This window comes from Amycolatopsis umgeniensis (genome assembly GCF_014205155.1).
GTDB classification, from domain to species: domain Bacteria; phylum Actinomycetota; class Actinomycetes; order Mycobacteriales; family Pseudonocardiaceae; genus Amycolatopsis; species Amycolatopsis umgeniensis.
This window is the reverse complement of the sequence record NZ_JACHMX010000001.1, coordinates 7,322,163-7,336,730: the sequence shown is the minus strand read 5'-3', so window position 1 is coordinate 7,336,730 and position 14,568 is coordinate 7,322,163. Positions and strand designations below refer to the sequence as shown.

Below are 14,568 nucleotides of genomic sequence, written 5' to 3'. Positions count from 1 at the left end.
CACGCATTTAGTCCTCTGGATGCGGTACTTGCACACGCGGGTCAGGAGGACGTCGTGGGCGCGGCCAGCAGGCCCCGGTCGTAAGCGATCGCGACGGCCTCGGCCCGGCGGCTCGCCCCGAGTTTCGCCATCACGCGCGAGAGGTGGACGCTCACCGTCTTCTCGCTGATGTACAGCTCCTCGCCGACCTGCCGGTTGGTCCGGCCGAGCGCGACGCGTTCCAGCACGTCCCGTTCGCGGTCGGTGAGCGGGTCGACGACGTCACGGCGCGGGGCCACGGGCTCGCCGGGAAGCTCGACGCGCGCCCGGTGGCTGAGCTCCCGGACGGCTTCGCGCAGCGGGCAGGCACCCAGCCGATCGGCCACCGCGTGCGCGGCCAGCAGCTCCGACGCGGCGAGCGCGGTGTCGCCGTCCGAAGCCAGCAGGGCCTTCGCGTGCTGGAGGCGGCACATGGCCTGCTCGTACACCGCCCCATAACCGAACGCCTCGACGGCCTTGGCCCACAACGCCGGGTCGCCCGCGCCGCGCAGGCAGCTGCCGAGCGCCTCCAGCCGGGTGAGCCACGCCAGCGCCTCCGGCCCCAGTGACACCGAACGCGGCATACCGTGTTCGGCGCAATAGCGTCCATGGGCCAGCAGCTTCTCCCCCGACGCCACGGCGGCCTCGACGGTCGCCTGATCCCCGCGCACCCGGGCTTCGGCGGCCTGCGCGACGGCGGCCGCGAGGCCGAGCACGCTGATCCGGATCCCGCCGAGAACCGCGGGCTCGACCTCTTCGAGCCAGTCGATCAGCTCGCGCGCCTCGCGCACCGCGCCCGCGTGATCCCGCCGCCATGACGCGAGCTGGATGGCTGCGTCCCCCGACGCGAGCGCGATCGAGTAGTCGGCGCTCCAGTGCCTTCGCAGGCTGGGCAGGATCTTGTCCGCGTCCGAGAACCGGCCCCGGCCGACGACGAACTGCGCCCAGATCCCCAGGAACCGCCCGGCGACGACGCTCGAGACGCCGCGGGCCGCGCGGCCGGCGTCGTCGTCTTCCGGCCAGTCCCCGCTGACGTACTGCAGCATGAGGTGCTTGGTCCGCAGCTCGATCCCGAACGAACTCCAGGTCAGCCCGGTGTCCTTGGCCCGGGAGATGCCCTTGGCGTAGTACTTCAGCGCGGAATGGATCTCGGCCCTGTCGTCGTAGCTCAGCCCGAGGAAGTGCAACGCCCGCAGCTCACCGTTGAGGGCGCCGGAATCCCTGGCCTTCCGCTCGGCCTGGCGCAGCCGCTCCCGCGCCTCCTCGACGTCGCCCGCCGAATCGGCCAGCGTCCCGAGCGAGACCAGCGCGGCCGCTTCCGCCCCGCCCGCGCCGACGGCCCTGGCGTCCGCGACCGCGGCCAGCGCGCAGTGCAGGGCCTCTTCGTGCCTGTCGATCAGCCGCAGGATCCCCGCCCTGGTGGCGAGCACCCAGGCCCGCGCGGAACTCGCCTCGGTGTGTTCGACCAGCTCCCAGGCCTTGTCGATCGCCTCGACGACCTCGTCCAGCGTGCCGTCGACCGAAAGCAGCGCCTCCGCGTGCCGCCGCCAGACCTTGGCGGACCGTTCGCCGCCGGTGTCCGGGCCGAGCGCCTCCGTCGCGGACCGCGAATAGGCGACCGCCCGCTCCGGCTCTCCCGACGTGCTCGCGAAGTACGACGCCTCGTGCAGCAACCGGAGTTCGTCGACGTCCGATGGCCGGTCCGGCGCGGGCACGGCGTCCCAAATGGACAGTGCCTGCTCGACGTGCCGCAGCGCGGCACCGGGCGCGCCCAGCTTCTCCGCCTCGTCCATCGCGCGCAGCAACGCGGCCAGCGCGGTGACGAAGTCCTTGCTCTCCAGGCTGTGGTGCGCGAGCCGCGCGTCCTGGCCCCGGCCCTGCGTCCGGGTGCGGATCCGCGTCGCGTAGGCCGCGTGCATGCGCACCCGCTCCCCCGGCAGCAGATCGCCGTAGACCGCTTCCTGCAGCAGCGCGTGGCGGAAGGTGTAGAAACCGTTTTCGATCACCAGCACGTGATGCTGCACGGCTTCACGCAGTGCCTCGTCGAGCTCGAGCTCGTCCAGCCCGGAGATCTCGGCGAGGGCGGCGTGCGCCACCGAGTCCCTGGCGACCGACACCACGCGCAAGATCCGGCGCGTGATCGGCGAAAGCTGCTCCACCCTGGCGAGAAGCACTTCGGCCAGCCCGGCGGGGAGCTCGCGGCAATCCTTCGCGGAAGCGAGCAGCTCCTCGACGAAGAACGGATTGCCCTCGGACCGGGAGACGATGTCGGCGATCATGTCCTGGCCGATCGGCTCGTCGGCCAGGGCCTCGACGAACGCGCGCGCGTCTTCGGCGCCGAACGGCTTGACCTCGACGCGTTCGACCGCGCCGAGCCGCACCACCTCCGAGAGCAGCGCCCGCAGCGGATGCCGCCGGTGGACGTCCTCCTCGCGATAGCTCGCCACCACCAGCAGCCGCTGGGTGCGCAACCTCGTCAGCAGGAAGGACAGCAGGTTCCGGGTGGAGCCGTCGGCCCAGTGCAGATCCTCGAGCAGGATCACCACCGGCCGGCGCTGCGCGATGACGGTCAGCACCCCCAGTACCGCGTCGAACAGCTGGAGCTGGCCGAGGTCCTGTTCGGGCCCGAGCCGTTGCGTCGACATCTGTTCGCTCGCGGTGAGCTGACCGTCTTCGATGGCGGGGTACTCCTCCGCCTGCTGCATCTGCGGGAGCAGCCTGCCCAGCGCCGGCCGGGCCCGGACCGCGGCGGTGACCGCGGGATCGGACGTCGTCGCCAGGGGCGCCAGGGCCTCGGCGAACGGAAGATAAGGAAGACCGCCGTCGCGGACGTCGATACAGCGCCCTGTCAGCACCAGGGCGCCGGCGCCGGCGGTGAACTCGCCGAGCGCGGTCAGGAGACGGGTCTTGCCGACGCCCGCGTCACCGGAGAGCAGCACCGCGCCCGCCTCTGCCCGTTCTGCACGGGCGAAGGCGGCGCGGAGCTGCCGCATCTCCTGAGTGCGGGCGACGATCGGGATTCCGGAGCCAAGACGGGGCACGAGGTGCATTCTTGCCTACCGGGCCGACAACTTCGCCTGTGTTTTCGCCGAGAGCTTCATCGCACTCGACCTCTACCGGGTGATCTCGCCGCTGCGGGCGGGTGCCTGCACGGCCTCGCGGCGCTGCTGGGCGGGCACCCGGACCTCGGCGCGATGCGCGCGGATCCGTTTGCCTGCCCGGCGGGCCCTGTCGACCCATACGCTGCGGCCCGCTCGCTGCAGCTCTTCCCGGCGGTACTCGATCTCGGCCAATACTCCGGTGAGCAGGGCGTCGTTCGTGTTCATCACTGTTTCCCCTTAGGAACTCACTGCCTTGTTGGTAGTGATGAGATTCGTCCTGAGGGGTGCCCTGCGGCATCGGGTGATCACCTACACCCGGACGTGATTCGACCCCTTACGCCGGCCCATCCCCTGCTCGGGGGGCGTAAGGGGTCGAATCCCGGGGTCTCTAGTCGTGAGCCGGGCCACTCGGGCACACGGCGCCGAGCAGCCCCCGCCAAGCCTGCGGCGAAAGGCGGAAGGCACCTCCCTCGGGGTCCTTGGAGTCCCTCAGCGCGGCACCGGAACCGGTGAAGGCGACCTCGACGCAGTCGTTGCCGCCCCCGCTGTGGCTGCTCTTGCGCCACTGGGCCTGGGAAAGATCATTGTTGGGCGTCATGCTCCCCACTCCTTACTAGTTTCCGGTTTTCTTCGGCAGGGCCGCCTCCTCGGCGAACCTTCCGGCGGCCTCGGCGATCACCTCGACCGAGTCGTCCGGTTTCAACGCGGCGGCACGGAGATGGTCGAACATCAACGCGTATCGCCGGACGTCCGGGGGTTCCTCCAGGTAGAGCCCGCTGGAGGTGCTGTCGACGTAGACCACGTCGGTGTCGGCCAGTTCGGGGAAGCCCATGATGAGGAACGGACCCTCCATCCCGGGATGGGCACCCGCGCCGAACGGCACGATCTGGACGGTCACGTTCGGCTGGGCGGCCATCGTGACCATCCGGTACAGCTGTTCCGCCATCACCTCGGCCCCGTCGACCGTGCGATGCAGGACGGCTTCGTCGATCACCGCCCAGTACTCGGGGGGCGAGGGATCGGTCAGCAGCTCCTGGCGCGCCATCCTCGCCGCCACCCGGCGCCTGATCTCGGCGTCCTCGGCGTCGGGGCGCATCGCCCTGATCACGGCCCTGGCGTAGCGCTCGGTCTGCAGCAGGCCCGGCACCAGCAGCGCCTGGAACGCCCGCAGCGAACTCGCGTCCGCCTCCAGTCCGACGAAGGTGCCGGTGAACACCTCGTTGTACGCGTGCCACCAGCCACGTTTGCGGGCTTCCCTCGCCAACTGGACGAGCGCCTCCTGCTCGTCGCCGGCGATGCCGTACAGCTCGAGCATGTCGCGCGCGTCGCGCGGGGTGACGCCGACGTGCCCCGTCTCGATCCGGCTGACCTTCGACGCCGAGCATTCGAGCTTCTCGCTCACTTCGTCGATGGTGAGGTCGGCCGCTTCCCGCAAGCGCCTCAGTTCGCTCGCCAGTCTCCGGCGGCGCACGGTGGGTCCCTGACCCCTCGTCATCACGGCACCTCCACAAGAGTCCGAGCAACACCGATCACGACGCGGCGAGGAGAACAGTGTTCAGTTACCTCGCTCGAAGCACATCTAACCAGCCCGAGACACATTCGGTGAGATGGTCACACGACCATTTTTCCGACACGTCCGGACTTTCATCCTGCAATTTGCAGATTGCCGTTGTAGGTTGAGCATTGTGCAACGCGGTACGCCCGCCTTCATCGGCGACGGCGGATCCGCTCGCGGCACGGGCGCGGGGCCGCGAGCTGCACCGATGGGCTTTCCGGAAAGGATAACCCGTCGAAGCCGGATTCACCCCCGGTGCAGGGCCGGAGCCGTCCCCCGATCGGTTCCGGCCCTCCCTTATCGGACGCCTTTACGTAATGCTCTGGCTCCAGATGTTAATGCATTTCGCCATTCCCTCTAAAGGGTGGACAAGGCGCCTCCCGATGCGGAACGTCACCGTTCACACCACCCGGAGAAGGCCTTCCTGCACAACGGTGGCGATGTGCGTTCCGTCCGCGGCGAAGAACCGACCGGTGGCCAGACCGCGGGCGCCCGACGCGGTCGGGGACGCGCTGTCGTAGAGGAACCACTCGTCGGCCCGGAACGGGCGATGGAACCAGAGCGCGTGGTCGAGGCTCGCGCCGATCACCTTGTCGAGATCCCAGTAGACGCCGTGGCGCGCGAGGACCGAGTCCAGGAGCGTCATGTCGGAGGCGTAGGTCAGGACGCAGACGTGCAGCAGCTGCTGGTCCGGGAGCTTGCCGTCGGCCCGCATCCAGACCTGGTTCCTGGCGGGGCGTTCCCCCGACTCGCGGGTCACCCACGGCGGATCGTTGACGTAGCGCAGGTCGATCGGGCGCGGCCGGTCGTGGTGGCCGAGGAAGTACCCCTCGGCCCGTTCCTGCAGCGTCGGGAGCGACTCGGGATCCGGGACGTCCGGCATGCCCTCGGAGTGCTCGATGCCGCCCTCGTCCTTCTGGAACGAAGCGGAGAGGGAGAAGATCGCCTTGCCGTGCTGGATGCCCACGACCCGGCGCGTGGTGAACGAGCGGCCGTCGCGGATGCGGTCGACCTCGTAGACGATCGGGACACTCGGGTCGCCGCCGCGGATGAAGTACGCGTGCAGCGAGTGGACCTTCCGCTCCTCGGGCACGGTGCGGCCGGCGGCGACCAGCGCCTGCCCCGCGACCTGCCCGCCGAACACCCGCACCGGCGAATGGGCCGGTGAGACGCCGCGGAAGATGTTCTCTTCGATCTTCTCCAAGTCCAGCAGCGCGACCAGCCGGTCGAGCACCGGCTGACCGCCGACGCCGCCGGTGCTGTCGAATCCGGCCGCGGCCTCCCTGGCCATCTCAGTCATGTACCGAACCTTAGGCCGTAAGGGTGCTTCGGGCCCCTGCGAGGCGGGACGTTTGTCGCGAAGGCCACCTTCGGGACACTTGGGGTGCCCGGCTCACACCCACCGACGGGCTGAAGGGGCCCTTCACCGCATGCGATGCGAGGAAAGCGCCCTTCGCCGCATCAGACGAGGCGATGGGCCCCTTCAACTCCCGGGCTCCGACAGGAGTGGGTGCCTGTCGGGGTGGTCGTGAGTGGCGTTCGGTGCCAAGTCCGTGGCTCGACAGGAGCGGGTGCCCGCGCGGGCGTCAGGCGTGGTCGTCCTCGCCCAGGCGGTGCACCCGGATGAGGTTGGTCGAGCCGACGGTTCCCGGCGGGGAGCCTGCGACGATGACCACGAGGTCACCCTTGGCGTACTTGCCCATTTCGAGCATCGCGTGGTCGACCTGCTGGATCATCTGGTCGGTGGAGCCGACCTTCGGGACGATCCGCGTCGTGGTGCCCCAGGTCATCGCGAGTTGGCTGCGGACGCTCTCCTCCGGCGTGAACGCCAGCAGCGGCAGCCGCGTGTGCAGCCGCGCGAGCCGCCGGACGGTGTCGCCGGACTGGGTGAAGGCGACCAGCGCCTTGGCGTTCAGCCGCTCGCCGATGTCGCGGGCCGCGTAGGAGATGACGCCACGCTTGGTGCGCGGGACGTGCGACAGCGGCGGCACGACCGGAGAGTCGGTCTCGACGGCCTCGATGATCCGGCCCATGGTCTGGACTACCTCGATGGCGTAGCGGCCGACGCTGGTCTCGCCCGAAAGCATGAGGGCGTCGGCGCCGTCGAGCACCGCGTTGGCGACGTCCGAGGCCTCCGCGCGGGTCGGGCGGGAGCTGTTGATCATCGACTCGAGCATCTGCGTCGCGACGATGACCGGCTTCGCGTTCTCACGGGCGATCTGGATGGTGCGCTTCTGCACCAGCGGGACCTGCTCCAGCGGGAGTTCCACGCCCAGGTCGCCACGGGCGATCATCACCGCGTCGAAAGCGAGCACGATGGCTTCGAGGTTGTAGACCGCTTCGGGCTTCTCGATCTTCGCGACGACCGGGAGACGGCCCTTGCCCACGCGGTCCATCACCTGGTGGACCAGGTCGATGTCGGCGGGCGAGCGGACGAACGACAGCGCGATGAAGTCCACGCCGAGTTCGAGCGCGAACTCGAGGTCTTCGATGTCCTTTTCGGACAGCGCGGGCACGGAGACGTCCATACCCGGCAGGGAAACGCCCTTGTTGTTGCTGACGGGGCCGCCTTCGGTGACCTCGCATACGACGTCCGGGCCCTCGACGCCCTTGACCACGAGGCCGACCTTGCCGTCGTCCACCAGGAGACGGTCGCCGGGCTTCGCGTCGTCGGCGAGTCCCTTGTAGGTGGTCGAGACGCGGTCGTGGGTGCCGGCGACGTCCTCGACGGTGATGCGCACGATGTCGCCGTTGTGCCACTCGACCGGCCCGCCCGCGAAGGTGCCGAGACGGATCTTCGGCCCCTGGAGGTCGGCGAGGATGCCCACCGCACGGCCGGATTCGGCGGCGGCTGTCCGGATGAGGTCGTAGACCTGCTTGTGGTCGCTGTGCGTCCCGTGGCTGAAGTTCATCCTCGCGACGTCCATCCCGGCGTCGACGAGTTGCCGCATCTTCTCCGGCGTAGCGGTCGCGGGGCCAAGGGTACAAACGATCTTCGCGCGTCGGCTCACGTTCGCACAGCGTAGTCCCTCATCGGAGCTACGTCTTTACCGATACCGAAAGTTCAAGAAAAGTGTCAGTTCACCAGGGCCACCCGTAACCGCCGAACGAGGTTCGACGGTTATCGGCGCGGCTTCTCGCTCGGTCCGACGCGGTCGCGCGCCCACTCGTTGAACACGCGGACCTGACGCCACGCCTTCCGCACCCTGTCGAGCGCGCCGGGCTCGTGCAGGACGTCGTCGGGCTCCCAGCCACGGACGGCGTACACCGAGCGGTACTTCAGCAGGTCGATGCGGGGGTGGTCCTCCGCGAACCCGCGCGGCTTCGACTTGAGCCTGTCGCCCTTGATCTCCCAGCCCGCCTTCTCCAGCTTCGCGAGGATCTTGGCCAGCTCGGCGCCGCGCAGTTCGGTGTCGACGGCCTTGCGGAACCGGGCGAGCTGATCGGACTCGAAGTGGAAGCAGCCACCGCCGACGCGCAGCCCGGCCGGGCCGACCTCGACGTAGTACGCGCCGCCGCCGCGGCCCTGCTCGATCACCGCGCCGCAATGGGTCTTGTACGGCGTCTTGTCCTTGGCGAACCGGACGTCGCGGTACGGCCGGAAGACCTTCCCCGTGCCGAAACCGTCGCCGAACTCCGGGACCAGCTCCGCGAGCAGCGCCTCCATCGGGGCGCGGACGTCGGCCTGGTAGGTGGCGAGGTTCGCGTCCCAATAGGACTTGGAGTTGTCGGCCTCGAGGCCGTCGTAGAAGTCGATGGCGTACTCACCGAAACCCTCGAAACCCATGCGGTGACCGTAATCCCCGGCACCGACAGAAGCGCGTGAAGGCCCCTTTCCCTCGGCTGAGCCGAGGGAAAGGGGCCTTCACGCGCGCCCAGATGGGCTTACTTGGCCAGAGCGGTGATCAGCTCGCCGTCGGTGGTGTCACCGGACAGCTCCCAGAAGAAGGCACCGCCGAGACCCTGGTTCTTGGCGTAGGCGACCTTCCCGCCGATGGTGGCCGGCGTGTCGTAGCTCCACCAGTCGCTGCCGCATTTGGCGTAGGCCGTGCCCGCCACGGTGCCGGTGGGCGGGCAGGTGGTCTTGAGGACCTTGTAGTCCTGGATACCCGGCTCGGTGCCCGCCGCCGGGCCGGTCGCGGTGCCGCCCGGGGCGTCCTGCGTGACACCGGTCCAACCGCGGCCGTAGAAGCCGATGCCCAGCAGCAGCTTGTTCGCCGGGACACCCTTGCTCTTCAGCTTCTGGATCGCGGCGTCGGAGTGGAAACCGGCGGTCGGGATGCCCGCGTAGTCGTTCAGCGGCGAGTGCGGGGCCGTCGGGCCCTGCGCGGCCCAGGCGCCGAAGTAGTCGTAGGTCATCACGTTGTACCAGTCGAAGTACTGCGACGCGCCGCCGTAGTCCGCGGCGTCGATCTTGCCGCCGTCGGTGCCGTCCGCGGTGATCGCGGCGGTGACCAGCTTCGAGCCGAACTTCGCCCGCAGGGCCTGCGCCAGATCCTTGATCGCGGCCGCGCCGCTGGTGTCACAGGAGAGACCGCAGGCGTTCGGGTACTCCCAGTCGATGTCGATGCCGTCGAAGACACCGGCCCAGCGCGGGTCGTTGACCAGGTTGTAGCAGGACTCGGCGAACTTGGCGGGGTTCTTCGCCGCCTCGCCGAAGCCGCCGGACCAGGTCCAGCCGCCGAAGGACCACAGCACCTTGAGGTTCGGGTGCTTGGCCTTGAGCTTCTTGAGCTGGTTGAAGTTCCCGCGCAGCGCGCCGTTGTCCCAACTGTCCGCGACGCCGTCGACACTGCCGGCGGCGTCGTAGAACTTGCTGGTCGCCGCTTCGGCGTCGCCGAGGGCGCAACCGCCGCCGGTCACGTTGCCGAACGAGTAGTTGATATGGGTCAGCTTGCTCGCCGAACCCGACGTGTCGATGTTCTTCACATGGTAGTTCCGCTGGTAGACGCCCCATTCGGCGAAGTACCCGAGCACCTTGCCGACCGAAGCGTCCGGCGCTTCCGGTGCGGCCGTCGCCTGCTGCGCGGGTGCGGCGACGGCCAGCGCGCCGAGCGCGACGGCCGCGGCACCCACGATCGCGGTGAGCCTGAACGAACGGGACATGCGTTCTCCCTTCACTGTCACCGGCGGTGACGAGAGGACTGCGGCGGGACACGCACAAGTTAAGTGGACTAGACCACTCAGTCAATGGTTCAGACCAAGACTTTCGGATGGACATTTTCGAACATTCCTTGAAGGGAATATGCCGCGCAAGGCACATTGCCTGGATGATGCCGACTTTCGGGATCCTAGGCGCGGGCCTGGTCTCTCCGTCCGCGTCGCCGCCCAGCGCCGGTGCCACCGGCTCCGTCCGGAACCGCTCGCGGAGGTCGACGCCTGGCTCGCGCCGTACCGCGGATTCCTGGAGAAGAGCCCCGGCGAAGACAGTCAGTGAATAGGTAACGGTTCGAAGGTGATGCCTTGGTCGGCCGCCCGCCGCGTTCCCCAGTCGTAGAGCGCTTCGAGTGCGGGGCGTAACCGCTCCCCTTCGTCGGTGAGCCGGTACTCGACGTGCGGCACCCGGCCCTCCCGGCTCTCGCGGTGCACGAGGCCGTCCGCCTCCAGTTCGCGCAGATGCTGGGTCAGCATCTTCTCGCTGACGTCCGGCATCCGGCGGCGCAGTTCGCCGTAGCGGTGCACGCCCTCTTTCAGATGCGCGAGGATCACCGGCTTCCACTTGCCACCGATGACGTCGACGGCGAGCTCGACCGCGCAGTGATACCGCTTCATCACCACTCCCGTTGGTACGCACCGAAAAGTAAGCGGTTGCCGCCGGAAGGGCGGTGGTGTTGCCTTGCCTGACCGGGGGGATCACCGCACTGGGAGGACCTTACGTGACCGAAACGCCGACGTTGTACGAATGGGCGGGCGGGCTGGACGCCCTGCGCCGGCTGACCGCCGTCTTCTACGGCCACGTCCTGAAGGACCCGTTGCTGGAGCCGGTCTTCCGCGACATGGACCCCGGCCATCCCGAGCACGTCGCGATCTGGCTCGCCGAGGTGTTCGGCGGTCCGGAGACCTACAGCCACGACCACGGCGGGCACCGGCACATGGTCGGACGGCATCTCGGCAAGGGCATCACCGAAGAGCAGCGCCGCCGCTGGGTGAACCTGCTGTTCGACGCCGCCGACGAGGCCGGGCTCCCGGCCGATCCCGAGTTCCGCTCCGCGTTCGCCGCGTATGTCGAATGGGGCAGCAGGCTCGCGGTGATGTTCTCGCAGCCCGGTCGCGAGGTCACCGTCGAAGAGCCGATGCCGAAGTGGGACTGGGGCAACCGGCCGCCCTGGCAGCCGCCTTCGGACTGAGTGCGTCCATAGTGGAGCGGTCGGGAAAGGAGGCCGCCGTGATCCGGGTCGACGGCCGGACCCTGCGCTGCGCGGACGTCGTGACCGCCGCGGCCACCGAGGGACCGCTGAACATCGATGTGTCCATCGCCGCCCTGCGCGGAGCCGAGAGCGCGTGGAAACTCGCCGAGGAACTGAGCACACGCCGGATCGTCTACGGCCGCACCACCGGCGTCGGCGCCAACAAGGAGGACCCGGTCGGCGAGGGCGAATCGCCGGATCACGGCCTGCGGCTGCTGCGCAGTCACGCCGGTGGCAGCGGTGACGTCATGTCCCCCGGCCAGACCAGGGCGATGATGCTGATCCGGCTCAACCAGCTGCTGGCCGGGCGCTCCGGGCTCAGCCCCGAGCTGATCGGGGCGCTGGCCGGCGCGGTGCGCACCGGTTCGCTGCCGCTGGTGCACCGGCTCGGCGCGATCGGCACCGGCGATCTCGCGCCGCTCGCGGAGACCGCGCTCGCCCTCACCGGCGAACGGCCGTGGCTGAGCGGTGGCGTGCCACCGGTTCCGGTTCAGGCTGGTGACGCGCTCGCGTTCATGAGCAGCAACGCCGCGACACTCGCCGAAGCGACCCTCGCGGCGATGCGGCTCGACACGCTGACGCGGGCGAGCCACGTTGTCGCGGCACTGACCTACATCGCGCTCGACGGCAACCCGGAGGCGTACGCGACCCCGGTGCACGAAGCACGTCCGCACGCCGGGCAGGTCGCGTGCGCGGCGGAGATGCGGCGGCTGCTCGGGATGGAGGGCACGCCCAAACCCGGCAGGCGCATCCAAGACCCGTTCGGGCTCCGCGCGTTCCCGCAGGTGCAGGGGCCCGCGCTGGACGCGATCCACTACCTGCGCGACGTACTCGCGGTGGAGATCAACGCCAGCACCGAGAACCCGATGATCTCGACGGTGCACCAGGACGCCTACCACCACGCGCATTTCCACACCGCCTACGTCTCGACCGCGCTCGATCAGGTGCGCGCGACGATCCACCAGGTCGCGGAGCTGTCGGCGGCCCGGCTCGGTGACCTGGTGGAGCCGGAGTTCACCGGGCTGCGGCCGTTCCTCGCGGCCGGGCCGTCGGGCAGTTCGGGCGTGATGATCCTGGAGTACGTCGCGCACGACGCGCTCACCGAACTGCGGCAGGCCGCGCTCCCGGCGACGCTGGGCACCGCCGTCGTCTCACGCGGGATCGAGGACCACGCGAGCTTCTCCACGCAGGCCGCGCGGGCGGCGACAGCGGCGGGGACGGCGTACCGGCAGGTGCTGGCGTGCGAACTGGTCGCGGCCGTCCGCGCGCTGCGGATGCGGAAGGCCGAACTCGTCGCCCTGCCCGCACGGGACGCCTACGAGGCCGCCGCGGCCGTGCTCGACCCGAGCGTCGAGGACCGGCCGCTCACCGAAGACATCGCCCGCGCCGTGTCGCTTTTGGACACCCTCGCGCTCATCTGAATCCAGGATGTCGAGAACGGCGACGCGGCTTCGTCCCTGGGCCGGAAGCACCCACAGCGAGGAGATCAGCATGAGCATCCAGCGGATGGACCACGTCGGCGTCATCGTCAGCGACCTCACGGCCGCCGTCGCGTTCTTCGTCGACTTCGGTCTCGAACTCGACGGCAAGATGACGATGGAGAGCGAGCTGGCGGATCGCATCACCGCGGTCGAGAAGGCCAAATCGGAGGTCGCGATGGTGCGCGTCCCCGGTGGTCAAGGATGCCTCGAACTCATCCAATACCTCACGCCCGAGTCCCACCCCGGAGACTCGCACGCTCCGGCCAACACCCTGGGCCTGCGCCACCTCGCCTTCCAGGTCGACGACGTCGACGCCGTCCTCGACCGCGTGCGGCCGCACGGCGCCGAACTCGTGGGCGAGGTCGTGAACTACGAGGACAGCTTCCGGCTCTGCTACCTGCGCGGACCCGACGGGATCATCATCGAACTCGCCGAAAAGCTCGGCTGATCAGCAACAGCACCCTCGGCGGGCGAGGGAGTGGAGCCGGGCGCTCGTGACCGGCCGGTTCGCGGCGGCCTCGACGGCGTCGAGCATCCGGCGCCGCGCCGCCTTGTCGAGGACGCGGCCGCGGGTGATCACCAGGTCGATCTTCGCGACGTTGCGGATGTCGGCGGCCGGGTTCGCGTCCAGCAGCACGAGGTCCGCCTCCTTCCCCGCCGCGACCGTGCCCGAAGTCGCCTCCCTGCCGAGGAATTTCGCCGCGTCGCCCGTGACGGTCTTCAACGCCTGCACCGGCGAGAGCCCGGCCTCGACCAGGAAGGCGAGCTCCTCGTGCAGCCCGCTGCCGGGGAACGTGTACGGGTTGAGGCAGTCGGTGCCGCCGATGAGGCCGACTCCCGCGTCGTGCGCGACCCCGACCAGCCGCAGCGTCTCCTGGTAGTACCGCTCCTGCAGGGCGATGTCCGCCGGGGTCTTCGGCGCGAATCGCTCGATGCCGATGGCCCAGCTCTCGCGGATGTCGGCGGGCAGGTACTTCAGCCGCGCGTCCTGCTTGTGGGTTTCGGCGGGCTGGGTGACGACCCGGTTGATCGTGAGGGTCGGCGAGTGCCAGGTGCCGTTGCGCCGCAGCCTGCCGAAGTAGGCCCAAGCGGCGGCGGGGCTGTACGTGCTGACCGAGTCGAACTCCAGCTGCCGTGCCAGGTTGAAGAAGGCGCGCGGCGCCGCGGGGTCGAAGGGCGTCGCCTTCAGCCTGGCGAGGATCTCGTCGCGCCGGGACGAGCAGTGGACGGACACCCCGAAGAAGTGCTCGAAGCTGTGCTGGCCGAGGTCGCTCGCCTCCCCGTGGGAAACCTTGTACGGCCAGTGCCCGGAGAACCGCAGGCCCCGGTCACGGGTCTCGGCCGCGACCGCGCGCAGCGCCTCGGGACCGAGGTACGAGTAGACCTTGACGAATTCGGCGCCCGCCGCCGCCTCCGCGCGGACGACGGCCCGCGCCTCGGCCTCCGTCGACACCTGGAGCACCGGTGGGCTCAGGAGCGTGACCGGTCCGTCGACGATCCCGCTGCCCAGCACCATGCGCGGGCCCAGCAGGTCACCGCGTTCGATCTTGTCCCTGGTCGCGCGGTTCTCCGCGTAGCCCCACATCTCGCGGGCGCCCGTGACACCGTGGACCAGGTGCAGCGGCGGGACGATCTCTTCGAGGTCCGCGCCGTGGGTGTGCATGTCCCAGAGTCCCGGGACGAGGTACTTGCCGCGGCCGTCGATCACCCGCGCGCCACCGGTTTCCGGTATGTGGTCGGCGGCGCCGACCCAGGCGATCCGATCGCCGACGAGCACCACGGAGACGTCGCGTCGCGGGGCCGAACCCGTGCCGTCGATCAGCGTGACGCGGGCGATGACGACGATTTCGCCCGTGGCCGCGGCGGCCGTACCGGGCAGCAGTCCGGCGAGCGCCACCCCGGTCCCGCTCGCGGCCAGCCATCTCAGGAACTCGCGCCTGCTGGATCCCGCTCCCGCCATGAGAACCCCCGCCCTTCCACCCAAGATCCCCCGGGTGGCCGATTCA

Annotated in this window: 13 protein-coding genes and 1 pseudogene; 4 read left to right on the top strand and 10 right to left on the bottom strand. The window is 69.6% G+C overall.

Annotation, left to right across the window (positions count from 1 at the left end):
- Positions 1 to 41 precede the first annotated feature (41 nt).
- The 8 genes from HDA45_RS34195 to HDA45_RS34160 form a co-directional block, all read right to left on the bottom strand.
- Complete coding sequence (locus HDA45_RS34195) at positions 42 to 3,068, bottom strand: helix-turn-helix transcriptional regulator (protein WP_184902392.1); 3,027 nt, start codon at positions 3,066 to 3,068, stop codon at positions 42 to 44.
- A 63-nt stretch (positions 3,069 to 3,131) separates the two neighbouring features.
- Positions 3,132 to 3,344, bottom strand: a complete 213-nt coding sequence (locus HDA45_RS34190; RefSeq protein ID WP_184902390.1) for a hypothetical protein — start codon at positions 3,342 to 3,344, stop codon at positions 3,132 to 3,134.
- Between the two features lie 163 nt (positions 3,345 to 3,507).
- On the bottom strand, positions 3,508 to 3,717 hold the full coding sequence (locus HDA45_RS34185) for a DUF397 domain-containing protein (RefSeq protein WP_184902388.1): 210 nt from the start codon (positions 3,715 to 3,717) through the stop codon (positions 3,508 to 3,510).
- Positions 3,718 to 3,732: 15 nt separating this feature from the next.
- Positions 3,733 to 4,614: a helix-turn-helix domain-containing protein gene (locus tag HDA45_RS34180; RefSeq protein ID WP_184902386.1), complete on the bottom strand. Its 882-nt coding sequence runs from the start codon at positions 4,612 to 4,614 to the stop codon at positions 3,733 to 3,735.
- A 460-nt stretch (positions 4,615 to 5,074) separates the two neighbouring features.
- Positions 5,075 to 5,974 (bottom strand): acyl-CoA thioesterase, encoded by a 900-nt coding sequence (locus HDA45_RS34175; RefSeq protein WP_184902384.1) that lies wholly within the window; start codon positions 5,972 to 5,974, stop codon positions 5,075 to 5,077.
- 286 nt (positions 5,975 to 6,260) lie between these two features.
- On the bottom strand, positions 6,261 to 7,685 hold the full coding sequence (gene pyk, locus HDA45_RS34170; RefSeq protein WP_184902382.1) for a pyruvate kinase: 1,425 nt from the start codon (positions 7,683 to 7,685) through the stop codon (positions 6,261 to 6,263).
- A gap of 110 nt (positions 7,686 to 7,795) precedes the next feature.
- The gene (locus HDA45_RS34165; RefSeq protein WP_184902380.1) at positions 7,796 to 8,461 is read right to left on the bottom strand and encodes a DUF2461 domain-containing protein; all 666 of its coding nucleotides are present in this window, start codon (positions 8,459 to 8,461) and stop codon (positions 7,796 to 7,798) included.
- A 98-nt stretch (positions 8,462 to 8,559) separates the two neighbouring features.
- Positions 8,560 to 9,780, bottom strand: coding sequence for a glycoside hydrolase family 18 protein (locus HDA45_RS34160; RefSeq protein WP_184902378.1), 1,221 nt, complete (start codon positions 9,778 to 9,780; stop codon positions 8,560 to 8,562).
- Positions 9,781 to 9,982: 202 nt separating this feature from the next.
- Between HDA45_RS34160 and HDA45_RS42580 the strand changes: the two are divergent.
- Positions 9,983 to 10,111 (top strand): annotated as a pseudogene (locus HDA45_RS42580) (transcriptional regulator); the annotation flags it as partial.
- Here HDA45_RS42580 and HDA45_RS34155 read toward each other — a convergent pair.
- Positions 10,105 to 10,446 (bottom strand): winged helix-turn-helix transcriptional regulator, encoded by a 342-nt coding sequence (locus HDA45_RS34155; RefSeq protein WP_184902375.1) that lies wholly within the window; start codon positions 10,444 to 10,446, stop codon positions 10,105 to 10,107. The pseudogene HDA45_RS42580 and the gene HDA45_RS34155 sit on opposite strands and share 7 nt — an antisense overlap.
- A 104-nt stretch (positions 10,447 to 10,550) precedes the next feature.
- Here HDA45_RS34155 and HDA45_RS34150 point away from each other — a divergent pair, with 104 nt between their 5' ends.
- The 3 genes from HDA45_RS34150 to HDA45_RS34140 all read left to right on the top strand — a co-directional run bounded on the left by HDA45_RS34150 (position 10,551) and on the right by HDA45_RS34140 (position 13,010).
- Positions 10,551 to 11,021 carry a globin domain-containing protein gene (locus tag HDA45_RS34150; protein ID WP_184902373.1) on the top strand — a complete coding sequence of 157 codons (471 nt, stop codon included), beginning with the start codon at positions 10,551 to 10,553 and terminating at the stop codon, positions 11,019 to 11,021.
- A gap of 38 nt (positions 11,022 to 11,059) precedes the next feature.
- Entirely contained in the window at positions 11,060 to 12,502 is a 1,443-nt protein-coding gene (locus HDA45_RS34145; protein WP_184902371.1) for an aromatic amino acid lyase, read from the top strand.
- Positions 12,503 to 12,572: 70 nt separating this feature from the next.
- Entirely contained in the window at positions 12,573 to 13,010 is a 438-nt protein-coding gene (locus HDA45_RS34140) for a VOC family protein (protein WP_184902369.1), read from the top strand.
- Here HDA45_RS34140 and HDA45_RS34135 read toward each other — a convergent pair whose 3' ends face one another.
- Positions 13,011 to 14,522, bottom strand: coding sequence for an amidohydrolase family protein (locus HDA45_RS34135; protein WP_184902367.1), 1,512 nt, complete (start codon positions 14,520 to 14,522; stop codon positions 13,011 to 13,013).
- Positions 14,523 to 14,568 lie beyond the last annotated feature (46 nt).

Bases quoted from the DNA above. Each gene is read 5' to 3' on its own strand.
- HDA45_RS34195 (WP_184902392.1), bottom strand. From the start codon at position 3,068: ATGCACCTCGTGCCCCGTCTTGGCTCCGGAATCCCGATCGTCGCCCGC.
- HDA45_RS34190 (WP_184902390.1), bottom strand. From the start codon at position 3,344: ATGAACACGAACGACGCCCTGCTCACCGGAGTATTGGCCGAGATCGAG.
- HDA45_RS34185 (WP_184902388.1), bottom strand. From the start codon at position 3,717: ATGACGCCCAACAATGATCTTTCCCAGGCCCAGTGGCGCAAGAGCAGC.
- HDA45_RS34180 (WP_184902386.1), bottom strand. From the start codon at position 4,614: ATGACGAGGGGTCAGGGACCCACCGTGCGCCGCCGGAGACTGGCGAGC.
- HDA45_RS34175 (WP_184902384.1), bottom strand. From the start codon at position 5,974: ATGACTGAGATGGCCAGGGAGGCCGCGGCCGGATTCGACAGCACCGGC.
- HDA45_RS34165 (WP_184902380.1), bottom strand. From the start codon at position 8,461: ATGGGTTTCGAGGGTTTCGGTGAGTACGCCATCGACTTCTACGACGGC.
- HDA45_RS34160 (WP_184902378.1), bottom strand. From the start codon at position 9,780: ATGTCCCGTTCGTTCAGGCTCACCGCGATCGTGGGTGCCGCGGCCGTC.
- HDA45_RS34155 (WP_184902375.1), bottom strand. From the start codon at position 10,446: ATGAAGCGGTATCACTGCGCGGTCGAGCTCGCCGTCGACGTCATCGGT.
- HDA45_RS34140 (WP_184902369.1), top strand. From the start codon at position 12,573: ATGAGCATCCAGCGGATGGACCACGTCGGCGTCATCGTCAGCGACCTC.
- HDA45_RS34135 (WP_184902367.1), bottom strand. From the start codon at position 14,522: ATGGCGGGAGCGGGATCCAGCAGGCGCGAGTTCCTGAGATGGCTGGCC.